A 21,639-nucleotide genomic window follows, 5' to 3' on the forward strand; every position below is an offset into this window, starting at 1 on the left:
TAAGAATGTCTAAAGAATTTAAAACGATAGAGGAGTTGAATGAGCTTATACAGGGCGTGCGAGCAGCCAAAGGCTATCGCGATCCGATCATGTGGGCGGTCGGGCGCGTATTTAAGGGGTGCGCGGAGGAGCATAAAAGCCTAAGCGTGAATTACGCGCACGTAAATTTTAAAGATGGGCTAGTAAGCGCAGCAGTGCTAATCCATGCTCTAACCGAATGCGGCGAGGTCGTGGATTTTAGCGGTAGTGAGTGCGTCCTTCCGCTGACTCATAAAGCCCTAAAAAAGGCGATCGAGGCTTTAAAATTTCTACAGCTAGACGCCAAAGAGGGCGCGCACAAAAACCTACAGGTGCTGCTCGCGGTTAAAGAGGCGATGAAATCGGACGAGCACGCGAGCTTTTGCGCTAGTTTTATCTTTGAGGATGCCGCGCCAAAAAGCGTCGAGAGCGTCTATCTTAAGCTTTATGCGCTTTCGCTAAATCTCTGCGAGCCGCGCACGCTCAATCTAGACGGCGCATTTAGCGTGCTTCCGAATGTCGCATGGGACGAAAACGCTCGCCCGATCGAGCTTTGGTGGCTGCGTGAAAACGAAATCCATTTAAAAATGCAAGGCCGCTATCCGCGTATCATCAGCGTCGATAAATTTCCGCGCTACCTAAGCCACGTCGTACCGCCGCAAAACGTTCGGATTTTAGATGACGCGAAGGTGCGTTTGGGTGCGCATATCGCCGCGGGTACGACCGTGATGCCGGGCGCTGCGTATGTGAATTTCAACGCAGGCACGATCGGCAGCGTTATGATCGAGGGGCGCGTCAGCAGCTCGGTCGTCGTGGGCGAGGGCAGCGATATAGGCGGCGGCGCGTCGATTTTGGGCGTGCTAAGCGGCACCAACGGCAATGCTGTGAGCATCGGGAAGCACTGCTTGCTGGGCGCAAACTCCGTCACGGGCATTCCGCTAGGCGACCGCTGCATCGTGGATGCCGGTATTGCGGTACTTGAGGGCACGAAGGTTTTTATCGCACAAAAGGATCGCGAGGCGCTAGCAGCGCTAAATCCAGGCTTTGCGTTCGATCGTGAAATTTATAAAGGGCTTGAGCTTGCCGGGCTTAGCGGACTGCACTTCCGACAAAACAGCCAAAGCGGACAGATTACGGCAAGCATTAGCAAGCGTGCGATCAAACTCAACGCGGAACTGCATTAAATTTATAAATTTAAACGGCGGGCGCAGATCGGCTGGAGCTTTTTTAAGCTGCGTTAAATCTATAACTTAAACGGCGAGTTTGAAAAAGATACGGACGATCTCGCCGCACGCCGCTTTGAGCGAGCGCATGCGATCCGTCGCAAAATTTCTACTCATAGAATTTCACGCGGAATTTAAAGAATTTTTGCCGCGATTTAGAAAATTTCTAGCGGTGATTTATGGAATTTACGCCGCTATTTTAATGTAAGTAATTTTGGCGGCTCGCGGATTTTTGCCGCGCAGAGGGTTCTTAAATTTTAAAAATAGATTGAATTTAAAATTTTAATATGATAGATTTCAAATAAAAATAAGGAGATAAAAATGAAAAAATTTATACTCGCCCTGTTTGGCGTATTTATCTGCACTGCGGCGCTTGGGGGAGATGCCGAGCGCTGCAAAGCTTTGGCGGACGCCGTAAATGGGCACAGTCACCCCGCGACTAAAAATATGGAGTTGGGCGCGGCTACATGCGAGGGCGATAAATTTGTAATTCCCACGATTCTAAAAAATGAAATTTGGGACAAAGTAGATCCCAAAATCAAGCAAAATTTTGAAAGCATTTTGCGCGCCAACAGGCAAAAGGACGTCTGCGCGATGATGAAAGCGGGCGGTCTAAATCGCATAGGCGTACGAGAATTTCTGCAAAGCGGCGAAAAAATCGCCGATCTGGCCTATACGCGCAGCGATTGCGGCTTGGAATAAAATTTCAAAGGAAATAAATAATGGAAGTACCTCAAGCGGCGTATAGCAGAGATAAAATTATCGTTCGCACCGGTGTGATCGGTATCGTTTCAAATGTAATTTTAGCGGCATTTAAGGGCGTCGTGGGGCTGATTTCGGGCTCGATCGCGATCGTGCTTGATGCCGTAAACAACCTAAGCGACGCACTTTCATCCGTCATTACGATCGTGGGCGTGCATCTTGCTAGCAAGCAGCCCGATCGCGCGCACCCTTTCGGACACGGCAGGATCGAGTATCTAAGCGCGATCGTAATCGCCGTCATCATCCTCTACACCGGCGGCGTCTCGCTCGTTGAATCGATCAAAAAGATCATCCATCCGCAAACGGCGAATTATAATGCGGTTTCGCTCGCCATCATCGCCGTGGCGGTCGCGGCGAAATTTAGCCTGGGGCTCTATACGCAAAAGACGGGCGAGCGCGTAAATTCCGACTCGCTCATCGCTAGCGGCGTGGACGCCAAATACGACGCGCTCGTATCGCTAGCCACCCTCGTAGCGGCTTTGATTTCGCTTATTTTCGGGCTGAGCTTGGAGGCGTATCTGGGCGCGATAATTTCGGCGCTTTTAATCAAAACGGCGTATGAAATTCTGCGCGATACGATCAGCAAGCTTTTGGGTTCGCGCCCGAGTCTGGAGCTGACGAATGAAATTTACGACGTCGTGCGCGGCTTTGAGGGCGTCATCGGCGCGTATGATCTGATGTTTCATGACTACGGGCCCGATAAGATGGTCGGTAGCATCCACATCGAGGTCGCAGAGGACACGACCGCAGCGCAGATCGACGCTCTTACACGCCGCATCCAAAACGCCGTTTTTGCGAAATTTAATATCATCCTAGACACCGTAGGAATTTACGCGTTTAATAAAAACGATCCGCGCGCCACCGAGATCCGCGAACATATCAAGCAGATGGCGCTATCGCACGAGTTCGTTTCGCAGATACATGGATTTTATCTCGACGAGCCAAAACACTCGATCAGCTTCGACGTTATCGTCGATTTCGCAGCGCCCGACATGGAGGCGACGTTTCGCGCGGTCTGCAAGCAGGTACGTGCCGCGTATCCGAACTACACGCTCATCATCACTCGCGATAGCGATTACAGCGGCTAAAATTTAAATTGCTCTAGCTTTGGCGGTCTAAATTTAATCGTGCCCGTCCGCGCTCCTTCGGCGAAATTTCAGAATTTTAAGCTACAATAGGAGAAATTTATCGCAGCTCCGCGCGGCGCAAAAGCTGCAATAAACCGCGAGATGAAATTTGTGCGCAAAACTTAGCAGAAGCCCGCGCGCAAGGCAACGCAAAGAGAAATTTAAAAGGAAAAATATGGTTGAAATCAAAGATCTAACGATGCGCTTTGGCAAACAGCTACTTTTTGAAAACGTAAATTTGAGCCTCGATAAGGGCAGGCGCTACGGTCTCATCGGCGCAAACGGCGCGGGCAAATCGACGCTGCTTAAAATTTTAAGCGGGCAGATCGAATCTAGCAGCGGCGAAATTTTGATTGAAAGCGGGCTTAAAATCGGCGTTTTGGGGCAGGATCAATTCGCCTTTGAAAGCTTCAGCGTCAAAGACGCCGTGCTTTACGGCAACAAGCGCCTCTATGACGCCGTGCGCGAAAAGACGCAGCTTTACGAAGCGGGCGAGTTTAACGACGAGATAAACGAGCGCCTAGGCGAGCTTGAGATGATCTGTGCGGAGGAGGATCCCGCCTACGAGTACGAAACGCGGATCGAGAAAATTTTAAGCTCGCTGGGGCTGAACGACTTCGATAAAAAGATGAGTGAGATCGAGACGAGCGATAAATTTAAGGTTCTTCTCGCACAGGTGCTCTTCCCGCGCCCCGACGTGCTGTTTTTGGACGAGCCTACGAACAACCTCGATATCGACGCCATTTCGTGGCTTGAGTTTGAGCTAAATCGCCACACAGGTACGCTCGTAGTCATCAGCCACGACCGCCACTTCTTAAATCGCGTCTGCACGGACATCCTCGACGTGGACTTTAGGCGGGTGCGCGAATTTAGCGGCAATTACGACGATTGGTTCATAGCGTCCAATCTCATCGCCAAGCAGGCGCAGTTTGAGCGCGAGAAAAAGCTCAAAGAAAAGGCGGAGCTTGAAAAATTTATCGCTCGCTTCAGCGCCAACGCAAGTAAGGCGAAGCAGGCCACGAGCCGCCAAAAACAGCTCGATAAGCTCGATCTTAGCGAGCTTGCGACCTCTTCGCGCAGGGAGCCTAGCATTTTATTTAAACCCGCGCGCGAGATCGGTAATGAAATTTTAGAGCTAAGCGGCGTAGATATGAGCTTCGGCGAGATTGAAATTTTAAAAAATTTTAATCTCAAGCTCGCTCACGGCGATAAGATCGGCATCATCGGTCGAAACGGCGTGGGCAAAAGCACGCTTTGCAAGATCATCATGGGCGAGCTCGCGCCGCAGCGCGGCAAGGTTCACATGGGCGCCACGATCGAGCCCGGGTACTTCGCGCAGGATACGAATAATAAAATTTCAGGCGAGCTCAAGCTCTACGAATATCTACAAAGCCCGCAGAATAGGGATCTGGATGAAATTCGCAAATGCCTTGGGCGCATGCTTTTTAGCGGCGCGGAGCAGGAGAAAAGCGTGGGTAGCCTAAGCGGCGGCGAGAAGCACCGCGTGATGCTAAGCAAGCTAATGCTGCAACGCCCGAACCTACTGGTGCTTGATGAGCCCAACAACCACCTCGATCTTGAGGCGATCATCGCGCTCGGCGAAGCGCTGTATAACTTCGCGGGCTGCGCGATCTGCGTGAGCCATGACCGCGAGCTCATCGACGCGTTTGCAAATAGAATTTTGCACCTCAAAGGAGACGGCGAAATCGTCGATTTTAGGGGCACTTACGAGGAGTATCGCGAGAGCTTGGGGGCGAGCGATGATTGAGATCTGCGTAAACGGCGAGCCTCTGCAGCTCGCGCAGGATATGAGCGTGAGCGAGTTTCTACGCCGGCGCGGACACGATCTGCGCCTAGTGGCGCTCGAGCGCGACGGCGAAATTTTAAAAAAAGAGGCGTGGGAGCGCACGCAGATCTCAAGCGGCAAAAAATATGAGATCGTCGAGTTCGTAGGCGGCGGCTGAGATCGGAGCTTTGAATTGCGTTAAAAATTACGGCGACCGAGTTTTAAATCTGTTCGGAGGCCGCTAAATTTTAATCGGTACGGCGATACGACGACGGAGGCTTAAATTTGCACGTGCGTCGTTAAAATTTTAAGCGATACGGCGGAGCGGAGACATAGCGGTGTTTGGGATTTTTAAATTTATGAGGAAGCCGCGGTAGTCTGGCGCCTGCGGCGAGCTTTAAATTTTGTAAGCGAACTAAGCCGCGGCGGCGAAACGCAGAAGTTTTAAAATTCGCTCCGCGGCGATAGAGTTTAAATTTTTATTGCGGTAGCCGAACGTTAATTTGCGTCGCCAGCCGCGGCAGCAGGATGTGGGTTTTAAAACTGCATCGGCGCCGTAGGCTTGAGCATGGCTTTAAAATTTACGCCGAAGTTGCGGGATTTGGGTGCGGGGTTTAAAATTTACCCCGAGATTTCTGCCGCCATGTACGCTGCAACGTATGCTGCTGCGTGCCGCTTTTTCGTCGGTCGGGCTTGAAATTTTAAATTTAGCCGCAGCGCGGTTTATTCAGGCGTTTAGCGGCTTTTAAGTTTGGCGGATCGCTCTAGCGCTTCGCGAATTTAAATTTAACCGATAAGTTGGGTTAATGCGCTAAATTTAGCGGATTTGGCTTGTTCTGTGTTTTCGTACAGAGGCCCTACGATGGCGCCGTATTAGCTGAACGCAATGCGCGCAGTAGGCTTGAAACATTACGCGTTAAAAGCAGGATGAAATTTGCAGATCAAAATCGCGTGCGATGCGCTCGGTGCGCCCCGCGTGCATCGCAGCTCGTGCCAAGCGTTTGTGCGGTGCGTAGTAGCCGCGCAGATTTCTGTCGCAATCGCGCCGCAATACCGCATCAATGCGCGCTATGTTCGCGCAGATGCAAGGCGCCGCGCGCAAGTTTAAATTTGCGCGATAAATTTAAACGGCAAAAAGATAAAATTTAGGATCAAAATGCAGATAAAATTAAACGGCAAAGCTTACGAGACGGGCGCGAGCGATCTTGAGGGGCTGAAGCGCGAGGTTAAATTTAGCGGCGAGATCGCCGTGATAAACGGCTATGCGAGCACGCAGAATTGCGAGCTGAAAGCTGGCGATGAGCTTTTTTTGCTCGCGCGCGGTGCGGAGCTGGCGCCGCAGGAGCTTCGCGAGCTGATGTTTGCTCGCAACGCCCCCGCCGTAAACGAGGCGCTACAAGGCTCGCGCGTGGCGATCTGCGGGCTCGGCGGGCTCGGCTCAAACGTCGCGATCCTGCTTGCGCGCGCAGGCGTGAGCGAGCTCTTTTTGATCGACTTCGACGTCGTCGAGCCGACCAACCTCAACCGCCAGCAGTACGAGATCGGTGATCTCTACAAGCCCAAAACGGACGCTTTGTGCGAAAAAATCGCGCGCATAAACCCGTTCGTGCGCGTACGAACCTTAAACGAGCGACTTACCGCGCAAAACGTAGCCGAAATTTTAAAAAACGAGCGTATAATTTGCGAGTGCTTCGACAACGCGGCGGCGAAAGCGATGATTTTCGATGCGCTCGGCGGAACGGATCGCTTTTTGATCTGCGCTAGCGGTATGGCTGGCAGCGGCGACGCCAACGAGATCCGCACGACGCGGCTCGGCAAAAACGTCTTCGTATGCGGCGACCGCAAAAGCGCCGCGGCTCAGGGCGTGGGGCTGCTCGCGCCGCGCGTGGCGATCTGCGCCGCACATCAGGCAAACGTCGCGCTTAGGCTGATTTTAGGCGAGGAGGGCTAGGCCTGGCCGCTAATCGTGCGCTTTGGAGTTTCTAAATTTACGCGCTTGCATTGCCGCTGAATTTAAAGGCCTCGCGCGATTATTTTTGAGAAGCGGCGAGCGTTTCGGCGGGTATACAGCGCGCGTTTTTAAGACGGCGTGAAATTTACCGCGCGCCGCGTAAATTTAGCCGCGAGATCTAAATTTAAACGACGAAATTTAAACCATTTGTCGTGCGCAGCTCGCGGGTAAGTAGAATTTTAAAATTTATTCGGCGCGAGCGAACTACTTTTGAACGTAGGATTTAAAATTCCGCGCAGCGAAGCGAGCCGCAGTCTGCGCGTGAAATTTTAAAATTTTGTGTCGTGGCGTAAAATTTTGACAGGAAATTTTAAAGCTCGGGCGCGGCGTCGTGCAGCGCGTAAAAATAGCGATAGAAGCAAGGCGCACATCTGTGCCGCAATCTCGCGCTGTATATAATGCACTGCGAGCGCCGATATGTGTCATTTGCGCTGCGCATAAAACGAAAATTTAAACTAAAGAGGATAGAATGGACGATAAGCTGATCTTAGGCGGCAGGGAGTTTAGCTCGCGCCTGATAATGGGCTCTGGTAAGTTCGATCACGCGATGATCGACGCCTGCGTGCGGCACGCGGGCTGTGAGATCGTCACGCTTGCGCTGCGCCGCGTGAACGAAAGCAAGAGCCGCAATATCTTGGATTTCATCCCTCGCGGCGTCACGCTGCTGCCGAATACCAGCGGCGCGCGAAACGCCGAGGAGGCGCTGCGGATCGCACGGCTCGCGCGCGAGCTGGGCTGCGGCGACTTCGTAAAGATCGAGATCATAGGCGACAGCAAATATCTTCTGCCCGACAACGCCGAGACGATCAAAGCCTGCGAAGCCCTAGCGCGCGAGGGCTTCGTGCCGCTTGCCTACATGCACGCCGATCTGTGCGTCGCTCGCGATCTGATAAGCGCAGGGGCTGCCGCCGTGATGCCTCTGGCTGCGCCAATAGGCTCTAATCGCGGGCTGATGATGCGCGGGATGATCGAAATTTTGCTGGGCGAAATCGACGTTCCGATCATCGTAGATGCGGGGCTCGGCGCGCCTAGCGAGGCCTGCGAGGCGATGCAGATGGGCTGTGCTGCGGTGATGGTAAATACGGCGATCGCCACGAGCGGGGATCTGGCGCTGATGGCTCGGGCGTTTGCGCTCGGCGTGCAGGCGGGGCGCGATGCCTACCTGGCGGGGCTCGGTGCCGTTTGCAAAACGGCCAGCGCAAGCTCGCCGCTAACGGGATTTTTGCGCTAGCGGTTAAAATTTTAACCGCGCTTGGTTGCGCGAGCCGTGTTTTTTGTACCCAATTCGCTTTTCTTGGGTTTGTACAGATACATATTGCGCAAGCTCGGCGTGGCAGCCGATAGATGCGGCGTGGAATTTTAAAATTTCGCGCCGTGCAAATTTGCGCCATGTGAGTTAAATCTCAGCACACTTTGTTAAGCCCTATGCCGAACGACCTAAATTCCGCACTTCGCTAGGCATCTTAAAGTGTAGTGGCGAAAAGTATAATTTGGCAGCGGTACAATGCGCGGCAAGCTCGGCGATCAAATTTTAAAATTTAATCGGGCTGAAAGCAGCCCGATCGAGAGAAACCCGATTGATCAGCGGGCTATTTTAGTATGTCGTATTTATCGCAGTATTCTCGTAAATAGTCTTTTTCATAGTCGAATAGCGGCTGATCCTTTTTGCCCATTTCGCAGGCTTTTTGATAGTATTGCGCCACCCTTGCTTTGTCGCCATCGGCTTCAAGGACTGAAGCAAAATTCCCGCACGCTACCCAGCTCCCCGCATCGCAAGCTCTTCCGGTATATTCCATAGCCCGTGTCATATCTCTTTTTACCCCTTTGCCATGCGCATACATACGACCTAAATTGTTGCAGCCGTCCACAAGTCCGCCATTGCAAGCTTTATCGAATAGCTCGACAGCCTTTTTATAATCTTTTTTTACTCCTTTGCCGCTAAAATACATTGCTCCCAAATCCGAGCAAGCAGCATAATCGTTTCCGTCGCAAGCTTTTTTGTAATAATAAAGCACTTTTTTATAGTCCCTATCGGATGCGTTTCTGCCAAATTCAGTCGGATCTTTATAAAGAGCACCGGCGTAACTGCAAGCCTCAAAATCACCCGCTTCGCAATTTTGCTCAAATTGTTTAACTTGCTCTTTGCTAAAAGTTATGCCAAAAGCCAAAGATCCCAACAGAGCTAAACCCAAGATGATTTTTTTCATTACTTCTCCTTAAAATTTTGCAAAAGTATATTCTTTCGTCTTTTAATAATCACTAAAATTTAAAATGCGAACGGGGGCATTCCGTTTTAAATTTTTTTTTTACCGAAATCCTGCTAAAATGCGCTCCTAAACCAAACGAAAAGAAACTTTGCGGCGCGTAAATTTACACGCAAAAGCGTGCCGCATAGAATTTAATAAAATTTAAAAGGAAAATTTAAAAGATGATGGGAACCGGCTATCTAGCGGGCATGGAGGATATCGGAAGCGAGATAATGCAGCGCACGCTTGCTCTGCGCGAGGGCTTTTGCGAGGAGGCGAGCGAGGCGGACGTGCAAAGAGCGATCGGCGCGAAAAATAGAAGTCTGCGCGATTTCGCCGCGCTACTTAGCGTGCGCGCGGGCGAGCATTTGGAGCAGATCGCGCAAGCCGCAGCGCGCGAAAAAGCGGCGCATTTTGGCAGCAACATCGCCGTTTTCACGCCGATTTACATCTCAAACTACTGCGACAATCTGTGCGTTTACTGCGGCTTTAACTGCAAAAACAAAATCGCGCGCGCAAGGCTCGATGAGGCGCAGCTAAAGGCGGAGTTTGAGGCGATAGCGGCGAGCGGGTTAGAAGAAATTTTAATCCTCACGGGCGAGAGCGAGAAAAACAGCCCCGTGCGCTACATCGGGCGCGCCTGCGAGCTCGCGCGGCAGTATTTTAAGGTGATCGGCGTCGAAATTTATCCGCTAAACTCCGCCGACTACGCCCATTTGCACGCTTGCGGCGTCGATTTCGTCACCGTTTTTCAAGAAACCTACGATCCCGTGCGCTACGCACAGCTGCATCTTGCGGGTAACAAGCGCGTTTTTGCGTATCGCTTCGCAGCCCAAGAGCGCGCGATTAGAGGCGGTATGCGCGGTGTGGGCTTCGCGGCGCTTTTGGGGCTCGGAGACTTCCGCCGCGATGCCTTTGCCACGGGCGTGCACGCGTGGCTGCTTCAGCGCAAGTACCCGCGCGCCGAGATCTCCTTTTCGGTGCCGCGCCTGCGCCCGATCATCAACAACGACAAAATAAATCCGAAGGACGTCGGCGAGCGCGAGCTGCTGCAGGTCATGTGCGCGTATCGGCTGCTGCTGCCAAGTGCGCAGATCACGATCTCTACGCGCGAGAGGGCGGGCTTCCGCGACAACGCGATCAGGATCGCGGCGAGCAAAATTTCGGCGGGCGTGAGCGTGGGTATCGGCGGACACAGCGAGCAGAGGGGCGACGAGCAGTTCGAGATCAGCGACGCGCGCAGCGTAAGCGAAGTCTGCGAGGCGATCCGCGCAGGCGGGCTGCAGCCGCTGATGAGCGAGTATATCTATGTGTGAGGCGCGAAATTCTGCCGCGTGCGTGGATGAAATTTACGGCGTTAGACGCGAGATTTGCAGCGTCAGGCTCGAGGGCGGATTTAGTGCTGCCCAGTGCAGAAGTAAAATTTGCAGCGCAAAATACGACGCTGAATTTTGCAGCGCCGCACGCCGAGATAAAATTTATGGCGTCATGACGGATGATAAAATTTTCTACGCCGCATTAGCGGGTGCGGGAAATTTTGAGTTACAAAATGCGCGTGTAAATTTAAGACCTAGGAACACATACGCGGATTTAAAATTTAAAGGTAGCGCAAATTTCGAGCCCGCGGGTGACGCAAATTTTAAATTTAAAAACGGTGCGAGCTTCGGGTTCTTATGCGGCGGCAACGCAAGGTCGCTAAAATCGAGGCGCCGGGCGAACGCTTTGAGTTTTAGCGCTGCGGCGGAAATTTCAGTCCTTGTTCCGGCGGGCGAAATTTTGAAATATGGCGTGACGGCGGGGGTTTCGGCGCTCGCCCTAGCAAGTAAAATTTTAATCCCTAGCATCGCAGGCGAAATTTTAAATTTGAGTGCGACGCCGTCCACGGGCTGGGATTTTGGGCTTAAGGGGGCGAGCGGATGCTAGATTTAGAGCTTGCTTCGCGCATTACGATCATCACAAATCGTGCGCTCTGCGGCGGCGAGGCGGCGCTGCTCGCGCGCATAGCGGATCTTGCCGCGGCAGGCGTAGGCGAGATCGTCGTGCGCGAAAAGGATTTAGACGAAGCGGCCTATGCGGCGCTGTTTGGTAAAATTTTACGCGCCTGCGAGAGCGGATTTTGTGCGGATAAGGCTTTTGCAAACGTGATTTTTGCAGATGAAGCTTGCACTGCTAAATTTGGCAAAATCCAAGCTCTTGAGGGCGAATTAGACATGAGCGCGGCCTACGCGGATAAAATTTTGCTCTGCGAGCGCGATGCAGACGAAGTTTTGCCAAAAAAGCTCCATTTGAGCGGCGGCAGGAACGAGCTTTGCGCGGATGCGGCCCGTGGGCACGGTGTCGCTACAGATGTGATGCAGCCTAAAAATTCCGCTTGCGTTTTAGATGAAATTTTGTCTGAAAATTTTACCGGCACTGCAAACTGCGCGAATGATAGCGCGCCTGGCGAGATTTCGCTTCGCGGCGTCGTATGCGAAACAAAACCCGCGGTTGAGATCGCACGGAGTGCAGCAAATGCGGAAAGTATGCAGGGTGCGCAAAGTGCAGAAAATGCGAATGATGTGCATAGTGCAAAAAATGCGGGGAGCTCACGGAGCGCGCAGTATACAGAAAACTCGGAAAGTATAGAGGGCGTAGAAAATTCACAGAGCGTGAAAGAGGCGGAAGGTTCGCAGAGCGCGGAGGGCGCGCAGAGTGCAGAGAGTGCAAGGCGCCTGCCCGCGATCTTTGTGCATAATTTTGCAGATTTTGCGCTGCGGGTGGGCGAGAGAAATTTATGGCTGCCGCTCGGGGTTTTGCGGAGCTTCAGCGCGGTGTGCGGCACGGAGTTTTTGCGCGCAAATTTCAAAAAATTGGTCGCTTCCTGCCACAGCGAGGCGGAGGCGCGCGAGGCGCTGGAGCTGGGCGCGAGCGTGATATGTCTGAGCCACATCTTCGCGACCGATTGCAAGGCGGGGCTTGCGCCGAAAGGGCTAAATTTGATCCGCGCCGTGCGTGGGTTTTATGATGGCGAAATTTACGCGCTAGGCGGCATAACGCCGCACAATTTCGCTTCCGTCCTACGCGCGGGAGCCGATAGGATCGCCGTTATGAGCTCAGCGATGCGAGAAAAAACACCTTGGATTTTATATTAGAATAAAGTGATTAAAATCCGATTTATAAATTTATAAAAAAGGATAAAAATGAGTATAAAGAAGAACAAAGAAGTTTTAGATAGCATAATGAAAGAAAATTATTTACGTCTTAGTAAAGAGGGCATAGTAAATGCCATGCTTAAACAAGAAGTTGCGGGGCAAAGGGTATTTTATGTTTTTTTGGCTCAACAAGGCTATGACATAAGTCCTGAAAGTATGGATAAAGATCAAAGCGACGGTATCGTAGGAAATACCATTATTGAATGCAAGCTAAACGATAGTGAAGGTGGTGGAACAAAAAAAGCTTATCAAGAACTTTATGATATTATACCAACTCGTTTGAAGCAAAATGGCGAGCCGATACCTTATTATCGTATTTATGTAGAGCTTGAAACGTTTTTAGTAGAAGTATATGATTGCCATTGTAAATTACAAGAAAAATTTGATTGGTATCTGGATCACAGTAAATTTAAAAAATATTTCGACGATAAAAAAGAAACATATGAGTATGATCTGACCGATGAGGAGGTGGATTTGGTAGAAGTCATACAAAATATTTATAAAATGATGGGTGTTAGCGCAAAGATAGAGGCATATGAATATTTAGAAAAGGGGATGAGTGGTTGGTTTAAGCCGTTTGATTATAAAAAGCATGATATAAATAGACTAATACTAAATAATGATAAAATGAATGAAAAATATGTCCAAAAAATGGAAGGTGCATTTTTTACACCGCCCAAATACGTTAAAATTTCTATGGAGTATGTTTTAAATGCGATAAGAAATTCTAAGAAAGACGGCTTCGATGATTATGTGATCATAGATCGTTGTGCCGGTGTCGGGAATTTAGAAAGTCAATTTAATGAAGAAATTTATCCACATTTGATACTGGGTACAATAAACGAAGCGGAGGCCTTGACGGCAAATATTCGTTTTAACGGTATGGCAAACGTTAAGGTTCTAGATGCCTTATCGCAAGAGGGGGTAGATTGGTATAAAAGAGCTATCAATGATTACAGACAAAAGAATAGCGTTAAAAGATTAGCGGTTATTTTCCTTGAAAATCCGCCTTATGCTCAAACAAATTCTAATAAAAGCGGCGGAATAAAATCAAAATACCAAAAAACTTGGGTCCATACGCAGATGAGCAATACAGGCGGCGGCGAAGATCTTGATGAGCAATTTTGCTTTTCTACTTTCAAATATTATGAGCCTTATGCATACATTCACTATGGACCGATAAAAATTTGGAAATCTAGAAATTTAATCAACAAAGAAGTAAAAGAGTGCTATCTTTGTAATAAAAAATATTTTAATGCAGTAGTAGAAAGCGCGATAGCCCTTTTGCATTGGAGTAATAAGGATAAATTTTATGATGAGCTACATTTTAAAAACGATATAGATAGTGATTTTATAGTAAAAAAGGTTAAAAAAACTATATCTGAGCTATACCAGAATGACGGTAGAGAAAATGGGGTTTGTGTAATAGAGGCGCGTAATTTCTCTTTCGCTTCGCCAAGGCTTACTGGAAGTATAAATTCCGATGAAAAAAGATATAGTAAAAAATGGGTTAGCGAAGAAAATTTGTTAAAAGTTTTGCCGTTATTTTGTGCCTCTCGCGATAAGGTTTCGGAAACGGGAATTATGGGAGAAACGAGAGATTACCGCATTGTAGACACTGTGTATAAAACAAGCGACGGTGGAATAAAATATCAAAGTGATGAGGATTTTTTACAAGATTGTCTTTTATTCGCACTTTGCACGCAATACAACGCTTGTGATAGTAACTCTAAATTTTGGGAAGTTGCTGAAAGAAAGCTAGATAAAAAAAGAAAAACGACTGAAATTTATGAAATTTATAAATTTTTATCCACTGAAACGAGTATCAACGGATTAAAAAATTTAGAATACTATAATAAAGATGAATTTGGTAAACTTTGGCGCGAGCATAATTTATACCCTAAAGTAACAAGATTAAAAATACTTTTAGAAAGATACAATCTAGAAAAAATTAGACCGAAAATGCTTAAGTATGAGTTGCTGAAGTGAATTTTTGAATTTTGTACTCGTATATTTTGGTACCGAATTTATCTACACTAAAATGTCCGCTAAAATTCACACATGCTTTTACTGTCTAGGCGGGGAGAGAGAGGGGGGGGTATGGCGGGCGACCTAAGGCTATAAAAATTTTAAAGACGGACTTATTTTTTAGTAATGCCTATTGTTAAAATTTTCATTCCACGAGCCGCGCGCGGATGTCGCCGAAGAGCAGCACGTCCTTCAAAACGGCGCGATCGGCGTAACCGCGCTCGTTTAGGCTTAGGTGCAGTTCGCCTCGGCTGCTCGAAAATATCGGCTGGTTGATGAAAACCACGTAGATCGCTGCAGCCTGCTTATCTGCGCTCGCGCCGTGCCCTTTAAAATTTACGTCCGTTGTGCCGGTTTTCGTGTCTGCTCCGCTAGAGCTTGCGCTTGCCGCTGCGCCGGAGTTTGTATCCGCCTCGCTAGGCGGCGCAATGCCGAGCTCGCTCGCGATATTTGCGGCGGCGCTTCCGCGCGGCCTTTCGATGTCGATCCTTCCGTCGGCGCTCTTTGCGCCCGCGGCTCGGACGAAAAACTTATCGCCCGAGTGCGGGATCTTAGAGAAATTGAAAAACAAACTCAGCAGGTCGTTCGTCGCGAAGTAGGGCAAAATTTCGTCGCTTACGAGCTGTAGCTCGCCGCCCGTACCCTTGAGCTTTTGAAATTTTATCGTTTTGCGCGCGTAGTCGAAAGCGTAGGTTTTGCGCTCGTTTTTCGTCGTTTTGCCCTTTTTGCGCGAGACCTCGTGGACGTAGAGATCGGGTACCAAAAGCCCCGCCACGACGCGCCCCTTCGAGCGGAAGCTCTCGCGCCTTTGCCCGCTTAAGCTGCCTGCGACACCCTGCGCAACGGCATCCATGACGATCTCGTAGCGATCGCCCTGCCGCACGAGCCGCGTATTTGCGCTGCCGACCGCGCCGAAAACGCCGAACGAAATCTCATATTTCGCGCTGATCGTCTCGCCAAAAAGCGCGCTCGCGCATAAAATCAAAATAGCAAAAAATTTCATCCCTACCGTCCTTCCGCTTTGCGGCGCCCTCATCATAAGGCGCCCGTTAAGTTTACGCTCTGCGCGCCGCTCTATTACATTGTGCTCGTAGAGCTCGCGCGGGAATCTGCGCCGCGTTCATAAAATTTACCATAAAAAGCAAAACTCGCGCCGTCTATTTCATTTTCTCCATAGCGTGATTATTAAATATCAGCCGCCACCGCTCACCGTCGTGAAAGGCCGCGCCGTGTGCGCCTAAAAACACCGACTGTCGCCGTTTTTGTATTTACGACGCGTATACGGCTTGGCGCGCGCTTGCCAGAAATCGGAGCGATTTTATATTTCGTGCAGGCTGCTTCATCGCAAAGCGTGCCTGTGAATAAAATCAAAATTTCATATTGCGGCTATATTTGTACTTCGCACTATCCGCTACGCCGCGCCCGTTAAATTTACGCTCTTCGCGTCACTTTATCGCATTGTGTTCGCAAAGCTCGCGCATAAAATTTGCGCCGTTCATTGTACTTGCTAGCTTGCACTTCCGTGAGGCACCGTTTCGTGCCGCAAATACAGCACGTCGATCGCTAGCAAATCCGCTCAAATTTAAACGACCTGCGCGGGTCAAATTTGAAAATTTAATCCTTCCAAAGCCACCATTTTAGCTTAGCTTTGTCGGGATGGGGCGTGCTGGCGTAATAACAAACCATGCGGTAAACGTAGAGGATGCACCTGTCGCTGCCGCGCCCGAGCGCCTTTGTGCGTTCAAACATCTCATCTGGATCTGCGTCTTTTAGCGAAGCGATATCCTCGTAAGCAGCGCCAACAGATCCGCCTCGGTCGCCTCGCCGACATAGGGGATTTTCTTAAAATCGCTCGCGCCTTTATTCAAATTTTACCCCAATCTTTATTTAAATTTCGCCAGGCTCGCCATTTGGATAAAATTTTAAAACCCCTTGAGAGTGCGGAATTTTAAAATTTCACTCGTGCGAGGCAAGTTTTAAAATTTTATCCACGCGGCGCGAAAAATTTTTAAAATTTTACCTCGCCGCCGGGCTGCCGCTGCGCTTATGCGCGCCTCTTTTTAGTGCTAAGACGCTCGCCGCCGCGCTCATTATCGGAAATTTTATCCGCGAGCTAGCAGGGGGCTTCGGCGCGGTAAAGCTTAAACGTTTTTAATCCCAAACGGAGTAAATTTACGCTTCCGCCTTGCGCCAAGTGCAAAAATCTGATACGTTTGTTTCAAACTCCAACGGATTTTGTAAAAAGATGACGACGGCGCTTCGACGTCATCCGAGCCACCTTTGTGCGCATTTTAATTAAAATTTCTTGCGCGCGAAAATTCCGCTTAAAACGAGCTTGCGTCAAATTTTATGCAAGCTTCGGCGCTAAATTTGATCCAAAATCCGCTCGCAAATTTCGCGCGGATCGGCGCTTTGATAGATCGGGCGACCGACTACGATAAAGTCCGCTCCCGCCTCGCGCGCAACGCCCAGATCCGCCACTCTCTTTTGATCCCCCGCACTCTCACCAAACGGCCGCAAACCAGGGCAGAGCGTGATAAAATCTGCGCTCGTTGCGTCCTTTATCAAGCGGCTTTCGAACGCAGAGCAGACCATGCCGTCAAGCCCGGCTTCGTAGCTCGCCACGCTAAATTTGCGCACGGCATCGCTCAAATTTTGCTCGTAAACCGAGCTGAATTCCGCCTGATCAAAGCTCGTTAGCGCAGAGACCGCAAGCACTAATGGACGCGAAGCTAGCCTATCCAGTCGCTCCATCACGGCTGCCATCGCGCGCTTGCCGCTACTTGCGTGCACATTTATCATATCAACGCCGATTTTAGCGATCTCCTCGGCGGCGTCCGCCATCGTATTTGGGATGTCGTAGAGCTTTAGATCGAGGAAAATTTTAAAATTTCCGAGCTTTTTTAGCTCCTCCAAAAATCCCGCTCCGTCGCGCAAATAGGTTCGCAGTCCAACTTTGAGCCAAATTTTATCCGAAAAGTCCGCAAGCCGCTCCGCCAGCTGTAAGCACTGCTGCTTCGAGCCCAGATCAAGCGCGACGCAGAGCCTCACCGTTTATCCTTGCCGCGCACTGCGCCTTTGTTGCCTGCTGGTCTTTTTGAGACGGTGCCTCTGCCGCCAGCAGATTTTTTCGGCGCGATAGAGCTTTTGCGCCCAGCGCTACTTTTCGGCGCAGTATTTTTACCCGCAACGCCCTTTTTCGGTGCTGTGCTTTTGCCGACTCTGAAATTTCTATCCGCGCCCTCTTTTTTTGGCGCGGCGTCTTTGCTTCGTTCGCCTGCCTTAAAATTTTTACCTCGCTCGCCAGCTTTGAAATTTTTGCCAGTTTTCTCTGTCTTGAATTTATCTCCAGTCTTGAAATTTCTCTCCGTTTTAAATTTTTTGCTCGCGGTGGATTCGGATTTTTTGGCGGGCGCACTGCGAGTTTTCAAATTAGCGGGCTTTTTAGACGGTCTGTTTCTGCTTGTCGTATAATTTTTCGGCGTACTGCTCCGCTTTGCCTTATTAAAATTTTCCGTCTCGCTGTCCGTGTCTGCGGGGATGAAATTTTTCGCCACAACGTTGCTGTCTGAAATAGCGGAGCTTTTCGCCGCAGTGGGCTTAAAATTTTTGACTGCCTCCGTGGTTGCTTCGGGATTTACGCTTGCCGTCGCAGTCGGCTTGGAAATTTTATCCGCCGCGATGTTTACGGGGCTATCTTTTAGCGCGTCCAGCACGCCGTTTATAAATTTTGGCGAGATGCCAAGCTCCTTGGCGGAGTTGATCGCTTCGTTGATGACGATGCCCGCATCGGTGTCCGTAAAGCGCAGCTCATACGCCCCGAGCCGCAGTATCGCGCGCTCCAGAGCCGAAATTTCGGCGAGCTTGAATTCCTTTAAATTTTCATCTATCAGCGCATCGACTGCGGCGAGATTTTCGCTAGCGCCGCGCAGAAGCGCCAGCGTCCAGTTGCGCTGCTCGTTGCGAATGCGCTTTTCTTCCAGATACTCGTCCACAAAGTCCTCGCCGCCGCCGTTCATATCCCGGGAGTAAAGCAGCGAGATCGCAGCAAGCCTGGCTTGGTGTCTGGTGGCCATTTTACGCCTTTATGTTGCGAAATAGACTTAGAAGCTCGATCGCGCCGCTCATTGCTTCAAAGCCCTTATTGCCGGCCTTTGAGCCTGCACGCTCGATCGCTTGCTCGATATTATCGGTAGTCAGCACGCCGAAAGTCACGGGTGCGCCGTATTTTAGCATAGTGTTTGCGATGCCCTTGCTTACCTCGGCGCTTACGTAGTCAAAATGCGGAGTAGAGCCGCGGATCACCGCGCCTAGGCAGACGACGGCGTCGTAGAGCTTGGAGCTTAGCGCCTTTTCAAGCGCGAGTGGGATCTCAAAAGCGCCCGGCACCAGCATCAGGCTTAAATTTTCCTCCTTGCCGCCGTGGCGCAAAAACGCATCGTGCGCCCCCTCGACTAGGCGATCGGTGATGATGTGGTTGAAGCGGGCGTTAATGATTAGAATTTTTTCGCTGCCCTTAAGAGCAAGCGAACCTTCGATGATTTTCATGATTTTCCTTTGCGTCAAATTTAGCGCTAAGCTTAGCTAAATTCGCCAAAATTTTAAATTAATTTCAACATCGCGGCGCTTGAAATTATGAGAAATAGTAGGTGCTTTGCGCGCAGAAATTTTCTCGCGGCGAACGAATATGCCTAAGATCACGGCACCGATTGTGTCGATGGCCGTTCATAGGCTTAGCGTGAGTATGAAAATATGCGAAGCAGACTCACCTCCGAGTCCTCTTCTAGCGCGACGATCGTTTCAAGAAAGATGATAAAAAGCATGCCGGTCCCGCGTATAGAACGTATGCGAGCGCAACGCTATGTATTAAAAGCAAGCATAAACATAAAAAAGCTCCCAACCGCGCAGATGACGGTAAGTAGCCGCTCGTGCGCACCGGCAGCGCGCTTAAGCCTGTACGTCCGGTCGCACATAAAAAGCGCTCCGATGAGGATGAAAGCAAAGCTTTGGTGTTCATAAACCGCCTAAATTTTAAATTTGAAACGCGATTATAGTAGGAGTGAGCTTAGATTGAAATTCGTCTTAAAATTAATCCTAAATAATAAATTTTATTATTCGTTTAGAAATTTTAGGCTATAATCGCTTCAAAATTCATTTCAAGGAGAGGAAGATGTTTAAACTTAGAGAGTTGCCGTTCGATGCGGCGCACAACGCGGTCGTAAGCAAGCAAACCTGTGATTATCACCACGGCAAGCACCACGCGACCTATGTGGCGAATTTAAATAAACTTACCGAATCGGGCGAGTTTGCGGGCAAGGGGCTTTACGAGATCGTAACGGCTGCTAGCGGCGAGCTTTTCAACAACGCAGCGCAGGTTTACAACCACGATTTTTACTGGGATTGCATCGCAAAACCTAGCGAGCCTTCCGCAGAGCTAAAATCGGCGCTAGCGGAAAATTTCGCGGATTTTAAAAGCGAGTTTCTGGCTGCGGCTACGGCGCATTTCGGCTCGGGCTGGGTGTGGCTTGCTTACGATCCGAAATCGGGCAAGCTTTGCATTAAAGCGACCCAAAACGCCGCCACGCCGGTGACCGAAGGGCTCGTGCCGCTTCTAGTCGTGGACGTTTGGGAGCACGCGTATTACATCGATGAGCACAACGCGCGCCCGAAATATCTGGAAAAATTCTACGCTGGCATCAACTGGGAGTTCGTCTCAAGCGCCTACGAATGGGCTAAAAAAGAGGGTCTCGGCTCTGTGAAATTTTACATCGACGAGCTTCACGGCAGAGATTAAATTTTAAAATTTAAGCGCACGCGGCGATACAAAAATCTGGGTCCGTCGCGCTTCGCTTGCGTAAATTTTAAATTGCGCGGGCACGCACAAACGGAAGCGGTGCTACCCGCAGAGATAAAATCCGTTTAAACGCATAATCCGAGTAGAGCGGATAGGGCTCGCGCAGTACACAAAGCTGAAATTCTCTTAAGCGCTCATAGGTTCGCTGTGGATTAGCTGCGGACACGGCGCGAATAGGGCAGTACTCACTATTCGTAGCACCGAAATCGCTTAAACGTGCCGCATGTTCGCCATGGACGCAGATTTGCTGCAGAGGACGTGAACGCCGCCAGCAAATCGCTTAGACGCACCGCAAGGGACCCTAGACGATAATCGCCGCCGCGCTTGCTGCACGCCACCGATCGCTTAAAATTTTAATTCAGAGCTAGCGGCTAAATTTTTAAGGCTTTTCTTGAGATTTAGCCGCAGCGATATCGCTTTCAATCTATCTTTTAAATTTAATAAAATTCCATCAAAGCTCGGGCGCTAAATTTAATCAAAATTTTAGCCCAAAATCATCCACAGCCCGATCGCGCACATCAGCACCGAGCAGAAAATTTCGAGGTATTTCAGGTGGGTTTTCAGCAGATTTTTTAGCACCGCTCCGCCCAGCGCGTAGATGCTAAGGCAGATGCTTTCGCTTACGCACAGCGTAGCGACGAGGGCGAAGGTGCGCGCGCCGAAAAGATTGTCCGCGTCCAAAAACGGCGGAAAGAGTGCGGTGAAAAATATCCACGCCTTGGGGTTTGAGACTGCGACTACAAAGCCTTGTAGGAAGATATTTTCGCTGCGCTTTTGTTTTTGCAGCTTAAAATTTCCGCGCGCTAAAAAGGTCGCGACGCCCAGATAAAAAATATACGCGCCGCCTAAAATTTTAATCGCGCTAAGCGCCGCAGGGTGCGCAAGCAGAATGCCCGCGACGCCGAATATACACGCAAGCGCCACGAGCGTGACGCCCAGCACCTGCGCGAGTAGCGCGGGCAGCGCCTTAAGATAGCCGCGCGCGATGCCGAGATTTAGCGCGTAGGTCATGTTGATGCCCGGCATCAGCGATATCGGAAAGATCGTAAGAAAAAATAGAAGCATTGCAAACCCCTAAATTGCGGCTAAATTTTAAATTTTATCTCTCGCGATACGGCGCCGCTGCGATAGATTTTAAAATTCTAAAATTTAACGCGCTGCGCTGAGGCGAATAAAATTTTAAAATTCCGCCGCGCCTTTTTGCGATTATAATCACGCTTACACGGCACGTGCAGATAAAATTTTAAAATTCCGACGCCCGCTTCGCTAGACGCGTCCAAGCTTTCTATGGGGCGGGAAGGGGCCCCGGTTGCGAGGTCGCACTTCTCGCAGAGACGGCGCTGCTTCTGCAGCACCGTATCGCTCTGCTCGCCCCAACCTCCGACGACGCCTT

At 50.1% G+C, this 21,639-nt stretch carries 18 protein-coding genes and 2 pseudogenes; 13 read left to right on the forward strand and 7 right to left on the reverse strand.

Annotated elements, in window-relative coordinates; all coding sequences use genetic code 11:
- Positions 1 to 5 precede the first annotated feature (5 nt).
- From Q0224_RS01585 to Q0224_RS01620, 8 genes are all read left to right on the forward strand, one after another.
- Positions 6 to 1,202 carry a tetrahydrodipicolinate N-succinyltransferase N-terminal domain-containing protein gene (locus Q0224_RS01585; RefSeq protein WP_297948583.1) on the forward strand — a complete coding sequence of 399 codons (1,197 nt, stop codon included), beginning with the start codon at positions 6 to 8 and terminating at the stop codon, positions 1,200 to 1,202.
- Between the two features lie 79 nt (positions 1,203 to 1,281).
- A complete protein-coding gene (locus tag Q0224_RS01590; protein WP_297948586.1) occupies positions 1,282 to 1,449 on the forward strand; it encodes a hypothetical protein in 168 nt (55 codons plus the stop codon).
- Positions 1,450 to 1,562: 113 nt separating this feature from the next.
- A complete protein-coding gene (locus Q0224_RS01595) occupies positions 1,563 to 1,943 on the forward strand; it encodes a hypothetical protein (RefSeq protein WP_297948589.1) in 381 nt (126 codons plus the stop codon).
- A 20-nt stretch (positions 1,944 to 1,963) separates the two neighbouring features.
- A complete protein-coding gene (locus Q0224_RS01600; protein ID WP_297948592.1) occupies positions 1,964 to 3,091 on the forward strand; it encodes a cation diffusion facilitator family transporter in 1,128 nt (375 codons plus the stop codon).
- 214 nt (positions 3,092 to 3,305) lie between these two features.
- Positions 3,306 to 4,898, forward strand: coding sequence for an ABC-F family ATP-binding cassette domain-containing protein (locus tag Q0224_RS01605; RefSeq protein ID WP_297948594.1), 1,593 nt, complete (start codon positions 3,306 to 3,308; stop codon positions 4,896 to 4,898).
- The gene (gene thiS, locus Q0224_RS01610) at positions 4,891 to 5,094 is read left to right on the forward strand and encodes a sulfur carrier protein ThiS (RefSeq protein ID WP_177388158.1); all 204 of its coding nucleotides are present in this window, start codon (positions 4,891 to 4,893) and stop codon (positions 5,092 to 5,094) included. The genes Q0224_RS01605 and thiS overlap by 8 nt, the downstream gene beginning before the upstream one ends.
- Positions 5,095 to 6,072: 978 nt before the next feature.
- On the forward strand, positions 6,073 to 6,867 hold the full coding sequence (gene thiF / locus Q0224_RS01615) for a sulfur carrier protein ThiS adenylyltransferase ThiF (protein WP_297948597.1): 795 nt from the start codon (positions 6,073 to 6,075) through the stop codon (positions 6,865 to 6,867).
- Between the two features lie 529 nt (positions 6,868 to 7,396).
- Positions 7,397 to 8,158 (forward strand): thiazole synthase, encoded by a 762-nt coding sequence (locus Q0224_RS01620; RefSeq protein ID WP_297948600.1) that lies wholly within the window; start codon positions 7,397 to 7,399, stop codon positions 8,156 to 8,158.
- 358 nt (positions 8,159 to 8,516) lie between these two features.
- On the opposite strand, the gene Q0224_RS01625 is transcribed toward Q0224_RS01620, so the two are convergent.
- Entirely contained in the window at positions 8,517 to 9,134 is a 618-nt protein-coding gene (locus Q0224_RS01625) for a tetratricopeptide repeat protein (RefSeq protein ID WP_297948603.1), read from the reverse strand.
- A 221-nt stretch (positions 9,135 to 9,355) separates the two neighbouring features.
- Between Q0224_RS01625 and thiH the strand changes: the two genes are divergently transcribed.
- Genes thiH through Q0224_RS01645 form a run of 4 tightly spaced genes read left to right on the forward strand, consistent with a single transcriptional unit; the run spans position 9,356 to position 14,353 of the window.
- Positions 9,356 to 10,489 carry a 2-iminoacetate synthase ThiH gene (thiH, locus tag Q0224_RS01630; protein WP_297948606.1) on the forward strand — a complete coding sequence of 378 codons (1,134 nt, stop codon included), beginning with the start codon at positions 9,356 to 9,358 and terminating at the stop codon, positions 10,487 to 10,489.
- A complete protein-coding gene (locus Q0224_RS01635; RefSeq protein WP_297948609.1) occupies positions 10,482 to 11,096 on the forward strand; it encodes a hypothetical protein in 615 nt (204 codons plus the stop codon). Before thiH ends, Q0224_RS01635 begins: the two co-directional genes overlap by 8 nt.
- Positions 11,090 to 12,304 (forward strand): thiamine phosphate synthase, encoded by a 1,215-nt coding sequence (locus Q0224_RS01640; protein ID WP_297948612.1) that lies wholly within the window; start codon positions 11,090 to 11,092, stop codon positions 12,302 to 12,304. The genes Q0224_RS01635 and Q0224_RS01640 overlap by 7 nt, the downstream gene beginning before the upstream one ends.
- A gap of 48 nt (positions 12,305 to 12,352) precedes the next feature.
- Positions 12,353 to 14,353, forward strand: coding sequence for a hypothetical protein (locus Q0224_RS01645; protein ID WP_297948615.1), 2,001 nt, complete (start codon positions 12,353 to 12,355; stop codon positions 14,351 to 14,353).
- A 184-nt stretch (positions 14,354 to 14,537) separates the two neighbouring features.
- Here the strand turns inward: Q0224_RS01645 and Q0224_RS01650 are convergent, their stop codons facing one another.
- The 5 genes and pseudogenes from Q0224_RS01650 to ribH form a co-directional block, all read right to left on the reverse strand.
- Positions 14,538 to 15,395, reverse strand: a complete 858-nt coding sequence (locus Q0224_RS01650; RefSeq protein ID WP_297948617.1) for a DUF3108 domain-containing protein — start codon at positions 15,393 to 15,395, stop codon at positions 14,538 to 14,540.
- A 611-nt stretch (positions 15,396 to 16,006) separates the two neighbouring features.
- A pseudogene (locus Q0224_RS01655) lies at positions 16,007 to 16,260 on the reverse strand (helix-hairpin-helix domain-containing protein).
- 496 nt (positions 16,261 to 16,756) lie between these two features.
- The gene (pyrF, locus tag Q0224_RS01660) at positions 16,757 to 17,443 is read right to left on the reverse strand and encodes an orotidine-5'-phosphate decarboxylase (protein ID WP_366939493.1); all 687 of its coding nucleotides are present in this window, start codon (positions 17,441 to 17,443) and stop codon (positions 16,757 to 16,759) included.
- Positions 17,444 to 18,093: 650 nt separating this feature from the next.
- A pseudogene (gene nusB / locus Q0224_RS01665) lies at positions 18,094 to 18,468 on the reverse strand (transcription antitermination factor NusB); the annotation flags it as partial.
- A 1-nt stretch (position 18,469) separates the two neighbouring features.
- Complete coding sequence (gene ribH, locus Q0224_RS01670; protein ID WP_295152917.1) at positions 18,470 to 18,940, reverse strand: 6,7-dimethyl-8-ribityllumazine synthase; 471 nt, start codon at positions 18,938 to 18,940, stop codon at positions 18,470 to 18,472.
- 622 nt (positions 18,941 to 19,562) lie between these two features.
- On the opposite strand from ribH, the gene sodB reads away from it, so the two are divergent.
- Positions 19,563 to 20,186, forward strand: a complete 624-nt coding sequence (gene sodB / locus Q0224_RS01675) for a superoxide dismutase [Fe] (protein ID WP_297948619.1) — start codon at positions 19,563 to 19,565, stop codon at positions 20,184 to 20,186.
- Positions 20,187 to 20,729: 543 nt separating this feature from the next.
- Here the strand turns inward: sodB and Q0224_RS01680 are convergent.
- Entirely contained in the window at positions 20,730 to 21,311 is a 582-nt protein-coding gene (locus tag Q0224_RS01680) for a LysE family translocator (RefSeq protein WP_050715070.1), read from the reverse strand.
- Between the last annotated feature and the right edge of the window lie 328 nt (positions 21,312 to 21,639).

This window comes from uncultured Campylobacter sp., assembly GCF_938002845.1.
Taxonomy (GTDB): domain Bacteria; phylum Campylobacterota; class Campylobacteria; order Campylobacterales; family Campylobacteraceae; genus Campylobacter_B.